The sequence below is a fragment of the Mycobacterium sp. IDUB_1 genome (assembly GCF_055419625.1).
This window is the reverse complement of record NZ_JBVAYA010000002.1, coordinates 78,927-93,492: the sequence shown is the minus strand read 5'-3', so window position 1 is coordinate 93,492 and position 14,566 is coordinate 78,927. Positions and strand designations below refer to the sequence as shown.

At 67.8% G+C, this 14,566-nt stretch carries 12 protein-coding genes; 6 read left to right on the top strand and 6 right to left on the bottom strand.

The genetic code is table 11. From position 1 onward, the window contains the following. Positions 1–14: 14 nt before the first annotated feature. The 4 genes from ACZYYX_RS13200 (at position 15) to ACZYYX_RS13185 (ending at position 4,501) form a co-directional block, all read left to right on the top strand. The gene (locus ACZYYX_RS13200) at positions 15–293 is read left to right on the top strand and encodes a sarcosine oxidase subunit delta (protein WP_463814975.1); all 279 of its coding nucleotides are present in this window, start codon (positions 15–17) and stop codon (positions 291–293) included. Then, complete coding sequence (locus tag ACZYYX_RS13195; RefSeq protein WP_463814974.1) at positions 290–3,157, top strand: 2Fe-2S iron-sulfur cluster-binding protein; 2,868 nt, start codon at positions 290–292, stop codon at positions 3,155–3,157. The genes ACZYYX_RS13200 and ACZYYX_RS13195 overlap by 4 nt, the downstream gene beginning before the upstream one ends. Then, complete coding sequence (locus tag ACZYYX_RS13190; protein ID WP_463814973.1) at positions 3,150–3,737, top strand: sarcosine oxidase subunit gamma; 588 nt, start codon at positions 3,150–3,152, stop codon at positions 3,735–3,737. Before ACZYYX_RS13195 ends, ACZYYX_RS13190 begins: the two co-directional genes overlap by 8 nt. A gap of 137 nt (positions 3,738–3,874) precedes the next feature. Then, positions 3,875–4,501, top strand: a complete 627-nt coding sequence (locus ACZYYX_RS13185; RefSeq protein WP_463814972.1) for a GntR family transcriptional regulator — start codon at positions 3,875–3,877, stop codon at positions 4,499–4,501. A 4-nt stretch (positions 4,502–4,505) separates the two neighbouring features. Here ACZYYX_RS13185 and ACZYYX_RS13180 read toward each other — a convergent pair whose 3' ends face one another. Genes ACZYYX_RS13180 through ACZYYX_RS13165 form a run of 4 tightly spaced genes read right to left on the bottom strand, consistent with a single transcriptional unit; the run spans position 4,506 to position 10,617 of the window. Continuing rightward, entirely contained in the window at positions 4,506–6,809 is a 2,304-nt protein-coding gene (locus ACZYYX_RS13180; RefSeq protein WP_463814971.1) for an FdhF/YdeP family oxidoreductase, read from the bottom strand. Positions 6,810–6,823: 14 nt separating this feature from the next. Then, on the bottom strand, positions 6,824–7,456 hold the full coding sequence (locus ACZYYX_RS13175) for an MBL fold metallo-hydrolase (RefSeq protein ID WP_463814970.1): 633 nt from the start codon (positions 7,454–7,456) through the stop codon (positions 6,824–6,826). Then, positions 7,453–8,538, bottom strand: a complete 1,086-nt coding sequence (locus tag ACZYYX_RS13170; protein WP_463814969.1) for an S-(hydroxymethyl)mycothiol dehydrogenase — start codon at positions 8,536–8,538, stop codon at positions 7,453–7,455. Before ACZYYX_RS13170 ends, ACZYYX_RS13175 begins: the two co-directional genes overlap by 4 nt. A 33-nt stretch (positions 8,539–8,571) precedes the next feature. Continuing rightward, positions 8,572–10,617, bottom strand: a complete 2,046-nt coding sequence (locus ACZYYX_RS13165; RefSeq protein WP_463814968.1) for an oxidoreductase — start codon at positions 10,615–10,617, stop codon at positions 8,572–8,574. Positions 10,618–10,809: 192 nt separating this feature from the next. Between ACZYYX_RS13165 and ACZYYX_RS13160 the strand changes: the two genes are divergently transcribed. Then, positions 10,810–12,198 carry an L-serine ammonia-lyase gene (locus ACZYYX_RS13160; protein ID WP_463814967.1) on the top strand — a complete coding sequence of 463 codons (1,389 nt, stop codon included), beginning with the start codon at positions 10,810–10,812 and terminating at the stop codon, positions 12,196–12,198. 1 nt (position 12,199) lies between these two features. Then, positions 12,200–12,445 carry a hypothetical protein gene (locus ACZYYX_RS13155; RefSeq protein WP_463814966.1) on the top strand — a complete coding sequence of 82 codons (246 nt, stop codon included), beginning with the start codon at positions 12,200–12,202 and terminating at the stop codon, positions 12,443–12,445. A 1-nt stretch (position 12,446) separates the two neighbouring features. Here the strand turns inward: ACZYYX_RS13155 and ACZYYX_RS13150 are convergent, their stop codons facing one another. Together ACZYYX_RS13150 and ACZYYX_RS13145 are read right to left on the bottom strand one after the other, a co-directional pair. Then, a complete protein-coding gene (locus ACZYYX_RS13150) occupies positions 12,447–13,880 on the bottom strand; it encodes an APC family permease (protein ID WP_463814965.1) in 1,434 nt (477 codons plus the stop codon). A 63-nt stretch (positions 13,881–13,943) separates the two neighbouring features. Beyond that, on the bottom strand, positions 13,944–14,552 hold the full coding sequence (locus ACZYYX_RS13145) for a TetR/AcrR family transcriptional regulator (protein WP_463815784.1): 609 nt from the start codon (positions 14,550–14,552) through the stop codon (positions 13,944–13,946). Between the last annotated feature and the right edge of the window lie 14 nt (positions 14,553–14,566).

Here is a 14,566-nt window from a genome sequence, read left to right as displayed (position 1 = left end):
AGGTAAGCGACCCCATGCAACTCATCGAATGCCCGTCGTGCGGGCCCCGCGAGGAAACCGAGTTCCATTACGGGGGGCAAGCACACATCGCCTACCCCGAAGACCCCCAGGCGCTGACCGACGAACAGTGGGCGCACTTCGTGTTCTTCCGCGACAACCCCAAGGGACTGTTCGCCGAAAGGTGGTGCCACAGCCACGGGTGCCGCCGCTGGTTCAACGCCGTGCGTGACACCGCCACCTACCGATTCCAGCGGACCTACCGCCTGGACGAGCCGAAGCCGACGATTCGATGACTTCATCATGTGATTCATTCCGCACCGCCGCGGGCGGTCGCATCGACCGCGACACCGCCCTCACGTTCACCTTCAACGACCGGGAGTACACCGGACACACCGGTGACACACTCGCCTCGGCCCTGCTCGCCCACGGTGTGCACCAGGTGGCCACGAGCATCAAACTCGGTCGCCCACGAGGCTTCACGGCCGCGTGGGCCGAGGACACCGGCGGCCTCGTCCAGGTCGAGCACCCATTCCCCGAGCCCATGCTGCTGGCGACCACCGTCGAATTGTTCGATGGCCTTGTCGCGCGCGGACTTCCGGGCCAGGGCCGGCTCGCCGAGATCCCCGACACCGCAAAGTACGACAGCACCCATGTGCACACCGACCTCCTCGTCGTCGGCGCCGGGCCGGCCGGGCTCGCGGCCGCACTGACCGCAGCCCGAGCCGGGGCGCGGGTCGTGCTGATCGACGAGCAGAGCGAAGCCGGTGGCTCCCTGCTCGGTTCTGCCGACGAGATCGCCGGTACGCCGGCACTGGACTGGGTCGCCGAGGCCGTCGCCGAACTCGCCGCCTATCCCGATGTGCTGCACTTGCAGCGCACCACCGCGTTCGGGCACTACGACGACGGGTTCGTGCTGGCGCTGCAACGGCGTACCGACCACCTCGGCGCCGAGGCGCCGGCCGGGATCAGCAGGCAGCGGGTGTGGCGGGTCCGCGCGCGCCACGTCCTCGTCGCGGCGGGCGCGCACGAGCGTCCGGTCGTGTTCACCGACAACGACCGCCCAGGCATCATGCTGGCCGCCTCCGCGCGGACGTTCCTGCACCGGTTCGGGGTGAAGGTCGGTGAGCAGCCGGTCGTGTTCACCACCAACGACAGCGCCTACCGGTCGGCGTTCGACCTGCACGACGCCGGAGTGAGCATCGTCGCGATCGTGGACGCGCGCGACGAGGTGAGCGCTCCGCTGCGCGATGCCTGTGCGGCGCGGGGTATTTCGCTTCACCCCGGTTCTGTGGTCACCGGCACCCGGGGTGATTCTCGCGTCACCCACGCCGTCGTCGGCCGGCCCGACGACGACACCGACGCCACGCTCATTCCGTGTGACGTGCTGTTGGTCAGCGGTGGCTGGAATCCCGCGGTGCACCTGTTCAGCCAGGCCCGCGGCACGCTGCGCTACGACGACACGCTCGGTGCTTTCGTCCCCGGTGAGCGTCTCGACGGGATCAGTGTCGCCGGCGCGGCCGACGGCGTGTTCGACCTTCCCGGGTGTGTACGCAGCGGACGAGAGGCCGCGGCGGCCGCCGTCACCGCACTGGGCCTGACCACTTCAGCGGAGCCCTTTGCCGCAGAAGCGGACCCCAGCGAGCCGCAGGCACCTGCCGCGGTGCTGTGGTACGTGCCCGATCCGTCGTCGGCGACGCGGCAGTTCGTCGACGTGCAGCGCGATGCCACCGTCGCCGATCTGGTCCGTGCCGTCGGCGCGGGGATGCGCTCGATGGAACACATCAAGCGCTACACGACCATCGGCACCGCACACGACCAGGGCAAGACCTCGGGTGTGGTGGCATCGGGCATCGTGTCGGCATTGCTGGGGACGCCGGTGGAGACGCTCGGTGTGACGACGTTCCGGCCGCCGTACACGCCGGTCGCGTTCGCCGCGCTGGCCGGCCGGGACCGCGGCAGCCTTTACGACCCGGAGCGGGTGACGGCGGTACACGACTGGCATGTCGCCGCCGGCGCCGTCTTCGAGGACGTCGGCATGTGGAAGCGGCCCCGCTACTACCCGCATCCCGGCGAGAGCATGGATACCGCGGTGCTGCGCGAATGTGCCGCTGTGCGAACCGGAGTCGGCATTCTCGACGGTTCCACGCTGGGCAAGATCGACGTGCAGGGCCCCGACGCCGGTGAGTTCCTCGACCTGCTCTACACGAACATGATGAGCACGCTCAAAGTCGGCATGGTCCGCTACGGCGTGATGTGCGGCGTCGACGGCATGGTCATCGACGACGGCACCGTGATGCGTCTTGCCGAGGACCGGTACATGGCGTTCACCACCACAGGCGGGGCGGCACGCATCCTCGACTGGATGGAGGAGTGGTTGCAGACCGAGTGGCCGAATCTGCGGGTCCGGCTGACGTCGGTGACCGAGCAGTGGCACACGTTCCCGGTCGTCGGCCCGAAGTCCCGCGACGTGGTCGGCGCGGTGTTCGGCGACCTCGATGTCAGTAACGACGCCTTCCCGTTCATGGCGTGGCGCGACACCGCCATCGACGGTGTGCACGTGCGCGTCGCCCGAGTCAGCTTCTCCGGTGAGCTGGCCTACGAGGTCAACGTCATGGGCTGGTACGCAACGGCGTTGTGGGAGAAGCTGATCGAGGCCGGCGAGCGGTACGGCATCACGCCGTACGGTACCGAGACGATGCACGTGCTGCGCGCCGAGAAGGGCTACCCGATCATCGGGCAGGACACCGACGGGACGATCACCCCACAGGATCTGGGCATGGCGTGGGCGGTGTCGAAGAAGAAGCCGGACTTCATCGGGAAGCGGTCTTTCACCCGCCGGGAGAACCTGGACCCACTGCGCAAGCAGTTCGTCGGGCTGCTACCCACCGATGCGGACACGGTCCTGCCGGAGGGTGCGCAGATCATCGAGTTCGCCGAGGACGGCCAGCTGCCCGCGCCGCCGGTGCCGATGCTCGGTCACGTCACGTCGAGCTATCGCAGCGCCGAACTCGGGCGCCCGTTCGCCCTGGCTCTGGTCAAGGGCGGTCGCGACCGCATCGGAGAAACCCTGCACGTCCCGGTCGACGGCACGCTGGTGCCCGTCGAAGTGACCGGTTCGGTTCTCGTCGATCCTGAAGGAGCTCGCCGCGATGGCTGACACCCTGACCCGCCGCAGTCCGCTGCGCTCCCACGAGTCGCGGCTGGCCGCGCTGCCTGCCTCGGCGGCGGTGACCGAGGAACCGTTCTTCACGATGGTGGACCTGTGGGTCGATCCGGTCGGCCCCGGGGGCACCGCCGCCGCGCACGTCCTGGGTGTCGACGCGCTGCCGACGGCACCGTCGACCGTCGTCGACGGACCCGATGGGTCGGTGATCTGGCTGGGTCCGCAGGAGTGGCTGGCCGTCTCGGCCACCCGCGGCGGCGAGGACCTGGAGGCCGCGCTGCGCGACGCCGTGAGCAGCCACGGTGGTGCGGCGGTGGACGTTTCGGCTCAGCGCACCTCGGTGCGGCTGCGCGGCGCCCACGCCCGGGCGCTGTTGGCCAAGGGGTGCTCGCTCGATCTGCACCCCCGGGTGTTCGGGCCGGGCAGCGCCGCGCAGACGATGCTCGGGCACGCCGGGGTGGTGCTGATGCCGATGAGCGACGACGCCACGGACTATCGCATCATCGTGCGGTCGTCGTTCGCGCGCTATCTGGCGGACTGGTTGATCGACGCCGCCGAAGAGTTCACCGCGTAGTTCTCCGCCCAAACCGACGTTTGGGCGGGAAAGTGCGAGTAGACCACGCCATTGCGTCGATTTCGGCGAGACGATGTGAGGTATTCTCGGCGAGATCTGAAATCTCAGACGACGCGCGTCGTGTACGAGGAGTCCGCATGCCGAGTCCCCTCCTGTCCGACCGGGCCTACGACGCCATCCGCGACAAGATCGTCTCGCTGCAGATCGCCCCGGGCGCCCCGATCGAAGAAGAACAGCTGGCGGCCGAGCTCGGCGTCGGCCGGACCCCCGTCCGCGAGGCGATCAAACGGCTCGCCTACCGCAAGCTGGTCGTCATCTATCCGCGCAGCGGCAGCTACGCGGCCGACCTGGATCTCGCGGATCTCGAGGCGATCTGCGACATCCGCGAACGCCTCGAAGGGCTGGCTGCAGAACGTGCCGCCACCGAGGCCCGCTACGAGGAGCGCCAGGAACTGCAGTCGCTGCTCGACGACATCAACGCCTGCACCGATCACGAGAAGCTACTCGAGCTCGACGTGCTCACCCACCGCGCGATCCACCGGATGGCCCACAACCCGTATCTGCTCGACACTCTCACCCAGAGCCTCGACCTGTCGCTGCGCATGTGGAACCTGGCCAAGGAGCGGCTGCCCGACCTCGATCACCACGTGCACGGTCAGACCGAGGTGCTCACCGCGATCCTGGACCGCAACGCCACGCGCGCCCGCAAGCTCGCCGAAGCGCACGTGCGCGAGTTCGAAGACGGCATCCGCGCGATGTTCTGACCGGTCAGGTCCGGCGCTGCAATCTCACCGTGATCGCCTTGGACACAGGGGTGTTCGATCTTCTCGCCACATGATCCAACGGAACCAACGGGTTGGTCTCGGGATAGTAGGCCGCCGCGTTACCCCGAGGCGTCGGGTACGGCACCAACCGGAAGTCGTCGGCGCGCCGCTCCTCGACACCGCCGTCGGGCAACAGCCATTCGGACACCAGGTCCACTCTGTCACCCGCGGCGAAGCCGGCCTCGGCGATGTCGTCGGGATGGCAGAAGACCACGCGCCGACCCCCTTTGACGCCTCGGTACCGGTCGTCGAGGCCGTAGATCGTGGTGTTGTACTGATCGTGGCTGCGCATCGTCTGAAGAATCAACCGGCCCGTCGGCACTGGAAGCCAATGCAGATCGTTGACCACGAAGTTGGCCTTGCCGGTGTCTGTCGCGAACCGGCGTTCGTCGCGCGGCGGGTGAGGCAGCACGAACCCGTCGGGCTCTCGCACCTTCCTGTTGAAATCGTCGAACCCGGGCACGACACGCGCGATGGCGCTCCGAATCCTGTCGTAGTCGGCGGCGAACTCCGCCCACGGCACACGGTGGTCACCGCCCAACAGCGCCGTGGCCAGTCCGCACACGATCGCCACCTCGCTGCGCAGGTGCTCACTGGCCGGGGTGAGGCCGCCGCGGGACAGATGCACCACCGACATCGAATCCTCAACCGTCACAACCTGATTGCGTCCGCCGGACAGGTCCTTGTCTGTCCTGCCCAGCGACGGCAGGATCAGCGCGGTGCGCCCGCCGACAAGGTGTGAGCGATTCAGTTTCGTCGACACCTGCACGGTCAGAGAGCAGCGGCGCATGGCGGCCTCGGTGACCTCGGTGTCGGGGGTGGCGGCCACGAAGTTGCCGCCCATCGCCATGAACACCGACACGCGGCCGTCACGCATCGCACGAATCGTGTCGACAGAGTCGTACCCGTGCCGCCGCGGGCTGGTGATGCCGAACTCGGTGTCCAGCGCATCCAGGAAGCTCTCGGGCGACCTCTCCCAGATTCCCATCGTCCGGTCGCCCTGCACGTTCGAGTGCCCGCGCACCGGACACACTCCGGCACCCGGTTTGCCCATCATTCCCTGCATCAGAAGCAGATTCGTGGCGTCGGAGATCGTGGCCACGCCATGGGTCTGCTGGGTCAGCCCCATGGCCCAGCAGATGATGGTCTTCTTCGACTCGATCAGCGCCGCGGCGGTCGCGTCGAGCTGAGCGCGGGTCAGCCCGGTCGCTTCGAGCACGGTGTCCAGATCGACCTCGCGCACGTGTTCGGCCCACGCCTTGAAGCCGGCGCAGTGGTCAGCGATGAACGCGGCATCGAGCACCGTGCCCGGAGCGCGGTCCTCGGCCTCCAGCAGGAGTCGCGCCAATCCCTGGAACAGCGCCTGGTCGCCGCCGATGCGGATCTGCAGGAAGTCGTCGGCGATCACGACGCCGTCGCCCATCACCCCGTGCACTTTCTGCGGGTCTTTGAACCGCAGAAGTCCGGCTTCCGGGAGCGGATTGATCGCAATCACCCTCGCGCCGTTGGCTTTTGCCTTCTCCAGCACCGAGAGCATGCGCGGGTGGTTGGTGCCGGGATTCTGACCGGCGATCAGGATCAGGTCGGCGTTCTCGAGGTCGGGCACGGACACCGACCCCTTGCCGATTCCGATGCTCTCCTGCAGCGCGGTGCCCGACGATTCGTGGCACATGTTCGAGCAGTCCGGCATGTTGTTGGTGCCGAAGCTGCGGATCATCAGCTGGTAGACGAACGCCGCCTCGTTCGAGGTGCGGCCCGACGTGTAGAACGCCGCCTGGTCGGGTGAATCGAGCGCGCGCAGTTCGTCGGCGATCAGGGTGAACGCGGCGTCCCAGTCGATCGGTTCGTAGTGCGTGGCGCCGGGCCGCAGCACCATCGGGTGCGTGAGGCGGCCCTGCTGGCCCAGCCAGTAGTCGGTGTGCTCGGACAGCTCTGCGACGGAGTGTGCGGCGAAGAAGTCCGGGCCGACCCGGCGTTTGGTGGCTTCCTCGGCGACCGCTTTGGCGCCGTTCTCGCAGAACTCGGCGTGCTTGCGGTGTCCGGGCGTCTCCGGCCACGCGCATCCAGGGCAGTCGAAGCCGTTCCGCTGGTTCAGCGCGACCAGGGTGCGTACGGTCCGGACGGCGCCCATCTGCTCGATACCGCGCCGCAATGAGACCAGGACGGCGGGAACTCCCGCGGCGTAGGTCTTCTCACCGGTCACGACGACGTCTTTCTCGTCGATGTCTTCGTCGATGCCGTCGGCCATGTCTTTGACCGTACTCAGTGACCGCGCGCGATCCACTCGGCAAGGTGCGGCGCCTCCGCACCGATCGTGGTGTGGTCGCCGTGACCGGTGTGCACACGGGTGTCCTCGGGCAGCGTCAGCAGCGAGTCACGGATGGAGTCGATGATGGTTGCGAAGTCACTGTAGGACCGGCCGGTGGCGCCCGGGCCGCCCTGGAACAGGGTGTCCCCGGAGAAGAGAGCACCGGCTTCCGGGAGGTACAGGCACACGGAGCCGGGAGAGTGGCCGGGGGTGTGGATGACCTGGATGTCGCTGCCCGCCAACCGAATCCGTTGGTCGCCGGAGATCGAGGCGTAGGTCGCCTCGGGGTGCGACATCGTCCACAGCACGTCGTCGCCGGGGTGCAGCAGGACCGGGGCGTCGAGCTCGGCGCCCAGGGTGGGCGCGACGGTCACGTGGTCGTCGTGGCCGTGGGTGACGACGACGGCGACGACGTGGCGGCCGTCGACCGCGTCGATGATCTGCGGTGCGGTGTGTGCGGCGTCGACGACGACGACCTCGTCGTCGTCACCGACCACCCACACGTTGTTGTCGACTTCCCAGGTGCCTCCGTCGAGGCTGAACGTTCCGGAGGTGACGACGCGGTCGATACGCAGTCCGCCGCTCACAGGACCACCACCGAGCGCAGCACCTCTCCCTTGTGCATGGTGTGGAACGCGTCTTCGACCTCGTCCAGTTTGATCCGCTCGGAGACGAAGCGTTCCAGCGGCAGCCGGCCCTGCTGGTAGAGGTCGACCAGCGTGGGGAAATCACGCTCGGGCAGGCAGTCGCCGTACCACGACGACTTCAACGATCCACCGCGGGAGAAGAAGTCGACGAGCGGCATCTCGAGAGTCATGTCCGGTGTGGGTACCCCGACCAGCACGACGGTGCCGGCGAGGTCGCGAGCGTAGAACGCCTGACGCCACGTCTCGGGACGCCCGACGGCGTCGATGACGACGTCGGCGCCGAAGCCACCGGTCAGCTCCTGCACCGCGGTCACTATGTCGACCGCAGTCGCGTCGACGGCGTGCGTGGCGCCGAGTTCGCGCGCCCACTCGAGCTTGCGGGCGTCGCGGTCGATCGCGATGATCGTGCGGGCACCGGCCAGCCGCGCCCCCATGATCGCCGCGTCGCCCACTCCGCCGCAGCCGATGACGGCGACCGAGTCGCCGCGTGAGACGTTGCCCGTGTTGACTGCGGCACCGAGGCCGGCCATGACGCCGCACCCGAGCAGCCCGACGACGGCGGGATCGGCGTCGGCGTCGACCTTCGTGCACTGTCCGGCATGCACGAGTGTCTTCTCGGCGAACGCGCCGATACCCAAGGCGGGGGTCAGCTCGGTGCCGTCGGTCAGCGTCATCTTCTGGGTGGCGTTGAAGGTGTCGAAGCAGTACTGCGGACGGCCGCGCTTGCACGCGCGGCACTGGCCGCACACGGCCCGCCAGTTGAGGACGACGAAGTCGCCGACGGCGACTGAGCTCACGCCGGCACCGATCTGCTCCACCACTCCGGCAGCTTCATGGCCGAGCAGGAACGGGAACTCGTCGTTGATGCCGCCTTCGCGGTAGGTCAGGTCGGTGTGGCAGACCCCGCAGGCCTGCACCCGCACGACGACCTCGCCGGGTCCGGGGTCCGGGATCGTGATGTCGACGACCTCGACGGGGGCGCCTTTGGCGCGGGCGATGACTCCTCGGACCTGCTGCGGCATAGGGGAACTCCTCACAAATGATCGGCTGGGGGTTTACAGAGCGATGCAGAGCCGGAAGGCGTCGTACACCGCGGCGTGGATGTTGCGGCTGGCCACTGCGTCGCCGATCCGGAACAGCTGATAGCGGCCCTGCGGGTTGCGGATGACGTGCTGCGGGCGCAGATCGAGCAGTGCCTGCTGGTCGACTTCGCCGGCGTTCGTGGAACCGGGGATCAGTTCGAAATACAGGTCGTCCTGCGGCAGGGTTCCGTGCTCGACGACGACCTGATCCACGACGCGCTGCCGCGTGGCGTGCGCGTATTCGTTGTAGAGGTCCACTTCGAGGCGGCCGCCCTTGCGCCGCAACCCGGTGACACGCTCGTTGAGCGTCACCCGCACGTCGTGCTCGGCGAACGCCTTGAAGTAACCGGGGTAGTTCACCCCGCCCACATCGGGTGCCAATGTGCGCTCCGGCGTGACGAATTCGACCTCGACGCCGCTGCGCGCGACCATCTCGGCGGCATCCATCCCGGGGTGACCGCCGTTGTCGTCGTAGAACAGCACGCTGCCACGGGGGCGTACGGCCCCGCACAGGACGTCCCAGGCATCGGTCACCAGAGACGATCCCTCACTGAGGAATTCGGTGTTGGGCAGGCCACCGGTGGCCACCACCACGATGTCGGGTTCCTCGGCCAGCACGTCGTCGGCCTCGGCGTAGGCGTTGGTGCGGATGTCGACGTCGAGCAGCTTGCACTCGGCGAGCCGCCAGTCGACGATGCTGATCAGGTCACGTCGGCGGGGCGCCGAGGCGGCGAGCCGGATCTGTCCACCCGGAGCGTCGGCCGCCTCGAACACGACGACCTTGTGTCCCCGCTCGCCGAGTACCCGGGCCGCCTCCAGACCGGCCGGGCCGCCGCCAATGACGACCGCCCTGCGCGGGGCGCCCGTGGCCGCGGGGACGTGGTGCGGCATCCGGTCCTCGCGCCCGGTGGAGGCGTTGTGCACGCATTTCGCGTCGCGCGCCTGGTAGATCTCGTCGAGGCAGTAGCTCGCTCCGACACAGGGCCGGATGCGATCTTCCTCTCCGGCACGAATTTTCGCGACGATGTGCGGATCGGCGATGTGGGCGCGGGTCATGCCGACGAGGTCGATCAAGCCGTCGCGGATCGCGTGCCGGGCCGTCGCGACATCGTTGATGCGGGCGGCGTGCATGACCGGGATCTGCAGGGCCGCCTTCACCTGGCCGGCGAACTCGAGGTGCGGAGCGACCGGGGTGCCCATCGGCGGAATGACCCGGGACAACGCCTCATCGCTGGCCATGTATCCCTTGATCACGCTGATGAAGTCGATGCCCTCGGCCACCAGGAGCTTGGCGATCTCGACTCCCTCGGAGTACTGCAGTCCGCCGTCGATGTCCTCGTCGAGCGACATCCGGATGCCGACCGCGAAGTCGGGACCGGCGGCCTCCCGTACGGCGCGAATCACCTTGAGCGGGAACCGCAGCCGGTTCTCGATGCTGCCCATCCCGTACTCGTCGTCGCGTCGGTTGGTCAGGGGGGACCAGAAGGAGTCGAAAAGGTGTGTGTACGCCTCGATCTCGATGCCGTCGAGACCGGCTTCGCGGCACCGAGCCGTCGCGTCGGCGTAGGCCTTGACGATGCGGTCGAGGTCCCATTCCTCGGCGACCTTCGGGAAGGCGCGGTGCGCGGGTTCGCGGATCGCCGAGGGAGCGATGACGGGGAGCCAGTCACCGTCGTAATTGCTGGTACGGCGGCCGAGGTGGGTGATCTGGCACATGACGGCGGCGCCGTTCTCGTGCACGCCGTAGGCCAGCTCGCTCAGCCATGGCACGATCTCGTCCTTGTAGAGATGCAGGTTGCCGAAGGCGGCCGGGCTGTCGGGCGCCACGACAGCGGATCCGCCCATCATCGTCAGACCGATCCCGCCCTTGGCCTTCTCCTCGTGGTATAGGCGGTAGCGGCGCTTCGGCATGCCGTCTTCGGTGTAGGACGGCTCATGCGACGTGCTCACGACACGATTACGCAGCGTCGTGTTCTTCAGCGTGAAGGGCTGCAGGAGGGGATCGATGAGCTGCGTCATCGCGCACCAGCTTTCTGACATTTCAGAGGAATTATCTAACACCTCAGCTTCACAGCAAGGTATGCCACCGAACGCTTCGGGTCAAGGGCAAAAGCCCACCTTGAGCGCGCCCTTGACGCGCTGACCAGGCTGACCTACGGTTGACGCCGGAACTCATATATCAGTATGCGATCAGACGGACGGAGAGCGAGCATGACGATCAGCGTGTTCGACCTCTTTTCCGTCGGCATCGGACCCTCGAGTTCGCACACGGTCGGCCCGATGCGGGCCGCCGCCCTCTTCGTCGAGGATCTGCAGACCATGGGGGCCATCGACACGGTCGCCGACGTACGAGGCGATCTGTACGGGTCGCTCGCGGCCACCGGCGCCGGGCACGGCACGTTCACCGCGGTCCTCCTCGGTCTCGAAGGCCATCGGCCGGACGAGATTCGTTCCGAGGAGATGGAACGTCGCGTCGAGGAGATGCGCGCGACCGGCATGATCTCGCTGGGCGGATCTCGCCCCATCCGGCTGACCGAGCAGGACCTCACGCTGCGCCCGCTGACGATCCTTCCGTTCCATCCCAACGGAATGACGCTCACCGCGCTCGACGCGCAGGGCCGGGAGCTGCATCGCCAGACCTACTTCTCCGTCGGCGGCGGCTTCGTCGTCACCGAGGCCGAGACCCTCGACGCGGCACCCCGGACCGCCGACCCCCGGTCGCTGGCGTTCGGGTCGGCAAAGCAACTCCTCGAACTCTGCCGGCGGCACGAGTGCAGCATCAGCGATCTCATGCTGGCCGTGGAGACCGATACGCGTCCACAGGACGAGATCCGGCGCAGGTTGCTGCACATCCGCGACGTCATGGTCGAGTGCGAGAAGCGCGGCGTCAGCCGTGCCGGCTATCTGCCCGGGACTCTGCGCGTCCGCCGACGCGCCAAAGACTGGTACGACCGTCTCACCGCCGAAGACCCCGACCGGTTACCCGAATTCGCCCAGGACTGGGTCAATCTCGTGGCTCTGGCCGTCAACGAAGAGAACGCGTCCGGAGGGCGGATCGTCACCGCACCCACCAATGGCGCCGCCGGCATCGTGCCCGCCGTGCTGCACTACGCGGTGCACTACACCGAGCGCGGCAGGCAGGATCCCGACGGCACCGCTGTGCGCTTCCTGCTGGCAGCAGGGGCCATCGGCTCGCTGTACAAGGAGCGCGCCTCGATCTCCGGAGCCGAGGTCGGCTGCCAGGGCGAGGTCGGCTCGGCAGCATCGATGGCAGCCGCCGGGCTGGCCGAGATCCTCGGCGGCACAACGGAACAGGTGGAGAACGCCGCGGAGATCGCGATGGAGCACAGCCTGGGCCTCACGTGCGATCCCATCGGGGGCCTGGTGCAGATCCCGTGCATCGAGCGCAATGCGATCTCGGCGGGCAAGGCCATCAACGCCGCCAGGATGGCGCTGCGCGGTGACGGCTCGCATCACGTGACGCTCGATCAGGTCATCGAGACGATGCGCACCACCGGGGCCGACATGCACGCCAAGTACAAAGAGACCTCCACCGGAGGCCTGGCCGTCAACGTGCCCGTGAACTACGTCGAGTGTTGAGGTGAAACAGATGCACCTGGATTGGTACGACCGCGAGATCCTCACCTTCGTGATGGATCAACCCGCCGACCGGCCACTGTCCGATGCGGGCTGCCGCAGCCGGTTCGGCATCACCCCCGGCGCGGTGATGCGCCGGTTCGGCGCCGTCGTCGACGTGTACCTCTCGGCACATCTAGCGCTGGCGCCCGCCGATCAACATCTGCTCGACCGCGCCGCCGCCCGCAGGCCCCACCCCGCGGCGGTCTGACTCAGTCGTCCGGCCCGGCTCCCAGATGCGTCGGATCGCCGATGCGGGCATCGCGAATGCCGAGCTGGCGGTTGATCAGCTGGGTGACGAAGAACAGCACCACACCGAGCGCGACGAGCGCGCCGGCCACGACGTACTGCTGGACGGGGCGGCCGGACAGCGGCGTCACCAGATACAGCGAGACGAGGAAGCCGATGACCGGCAGGATCGTCGGGGTCTTGAAATGCCCGCCCGCCTCGCGCACGTCACGCCGCAGCACCAGCACCGCCACGTTGACCACCGCGAACACCGCGAGCAGGAGCAGGCTCGTGGTCCCGCCGAGCACCGAGATCGCGTTGCTGCTGGCGAAGGCGCTCACGTAGAGGATCAGGCCGAACGCGATCACCGTGGTGAACAGGATCGCCACCCACGGCGAACGGCGCGTGGGATGCACGGTTCCCAGCACCGGAGGCAGCACATGCTGACGGGCCATGCCGTAGATCAGCCGGCTCGCCATCAGCATGTTGATCAGTGCGGTGTTCGAGACCGCGAACATCGTCATGAACGGCAGGATCGAGTCGATCGGCAACCCGGGTGCACCGGCCTTGACGACCTCGACCAGCGGGGTGTCACTGGCCTCCAGCTCGCCGATCGGCACCAGCGCCACTGCGACGATCGACACGAGGATGTAGACGACCCCGGCGATCGACAGCCCCGACAGCAGGATCTTCGGGAACGTCTTCACCGGGTCCTTGGTCTCCTCGGCCATGTTGACCGAGTCCTCGAAACCGACCATCGCGAAGAAGGCCAGCGACGTCGCGGCGGTCACCGCCAGGAACGTGTTCTTGTCCTCGGCGGTCTCGAACGCGACGATGCGGGAGAAGTCGACGTCGGCACTGTTGGTGAACGCCCACAGGCCGACGAGGATCACGACCACCAGGCCGGTGATCTCGACGATCGTCAGGACGACGTTGAGCTTGACGCTCTCCCCCACCCCGCGAAAGTTGATGGCGGCCAAGGCGGCCATGAAGCCCAGAGCCAGCAGGGCCACGCCGAGTTTGGAGGGATCGACGTCGATCCCGGTGAAGAAGTTCGCGGCGAATGCCCTGGAAGCCGTTGAGGCCGAGGTGATTCCGGAACACATGACGACGAAGGCGACCAGGAAGGTCACGAAGTGGATGCCGAAGGCCTTGTGCGCATAGAGCGCCGCGCCGGCAGCTTGCGGATACTTCGTCACCAACTCGAGGTAGCTGAACGCGGTGATCGTCGCGACGCCGAACGCGACGAGGAACGGAAGCCATGCTGCACCACCGACTTCGGCGGCGACGTCTCCGACGAGTGCGTACACGCCGGTGCCGAGGATGTCCCCGACCACGAACAGCAGCAGCAGGCCCGGCCCCATCACCCGCTTCAACTCAGGCTGTTGAGTCTCCTGACCGGTCATCGCCTCCGCCATGCGCCTCCCCTGTCTCTCGCTCGATCCACCCATCTTCGGTCACGGCGCCCCGCGGCGCAGAGGCTACGCGTAGGGAGCCAGCACGTCGATCACGTCGATCAACGTGGCGCGGGCCGTGGCGCGTGGTCCCTCGCCGTCCGCGACGAGCGCGGCCACCACCGCCCCGTCGACGGCGCACACCAGCGCTGTCAGCAACTCCGGGTGCACCGAGCGTCCGCACCGTTCGACGACCGCGACCACCGCATCGGTGCGGTGTTTGAGGATCCTGCGCTGGATGTCGCGCAGGTTGGGCTGGCGCGCGCAGGCGATCAGCCGCTCGTAGCGTGAGATCAGCTGCTCGCTCACCTGTTCCCGGCTGTCACCGACGAGGAGATCGACGAGGATGTCGGCCGTCGATTCCGGGCCTCGCCGGCGTCGCGAGAGGTCCGCCACCCTGTTCTCGAGGTCCTGGGTCTCCAGCACGCCGACGTATTCGACAGCGTGGGCGATCAGGTCATCCAGCGAAGAAAAGTAGTACGTCGTCGAGGCCAGCGGCAGCCCGGCCCGACGCGCGACCGCACGATGCCGCACCGCGTCGAAGCCGCCCTCGCACAGCAGGTCGGCAGCGGCGCTGACCAGCGCATACCGCCGACGTTCTCCCTTGGGAGTGACTGCTGCCGTCACGCCTAGCATCGTGCCAGTCACGG

Bases quoted from the DNA above. Each gene is read 5' to 3' on its own strand.
- ACZYYX_RS13200 (WP_463814975.1), top strand. From the start codon at position 15: ATGCAACTCATCGAATGCCCGTCGTGCGGGCCCCGCGAGGAAACCGAG.
- ACZYYX_RS13195 (WP_463814974.1), top strand. From the start codon at position 290: ATGACTTCATCATGTGATTCATTCCGCACCGCCGCGGGCGGTCGCATC.
- ACZYYX_RS13190 (WP_463814973.1), top strand. From the start codon at position 3,150: ATGGCTGACACCCTGACCCGCCGCAGTCCGCTGCGCTCCCACGAGTCG.
- ACZYYX_RS13185 (WP_463814972.1), top strand. From the start codon at position 3,875: ATGCCGAGTCCCCTCCTGTCCGACCGGGCCTACGACGCCATCCGCGAC.
- ACZYYX_RS13180 (WP_463814971.1), bottom strand. From the start codon at position 6,809: ATGGCCGACGGCATCGACGAAGACATCGACGAGAAAGACGTCGTCGTG.
- ACZYYX_RS13170 (WP_463814969.1), bottom strand. From the start codon at position 8,538: ATGCCGCAGCAGGTCCGAGGAGTCATCGCCCGCGCCAAAGGCGCCCCC.
- ACZYYX_RS13165 (WP_463814968.1), bottom strand. From the start codon at position 10,617: ATGACGCAGCTCATCGATCCCCTCCTGCAGCCCTTCACGCTGAAGAAC.
- ACZYYX_RS13160 (WP_463814967.1), top strand. From the start codon at position 10,810: ATGACGATCAGCGTGTTCGACCTCTTTTCCGTCGGCATCGGACCCTCG.
- ACZYYX_RS13150 (WP_463814965.1), bottom strand. From the start codon at position 13,880: ATGGCGGAGGCGATGACCGGTCAGGAGACTCAACAGCCTGAGTTGAAG.
- ACZYYX_RS13145 (WP_463815784.1), bottom strand. From the start codon at position 14,552: ATGCTAGGCGTGACGGCAGCAGTCACTCCCAAGGGAGAACGTCGGCGG.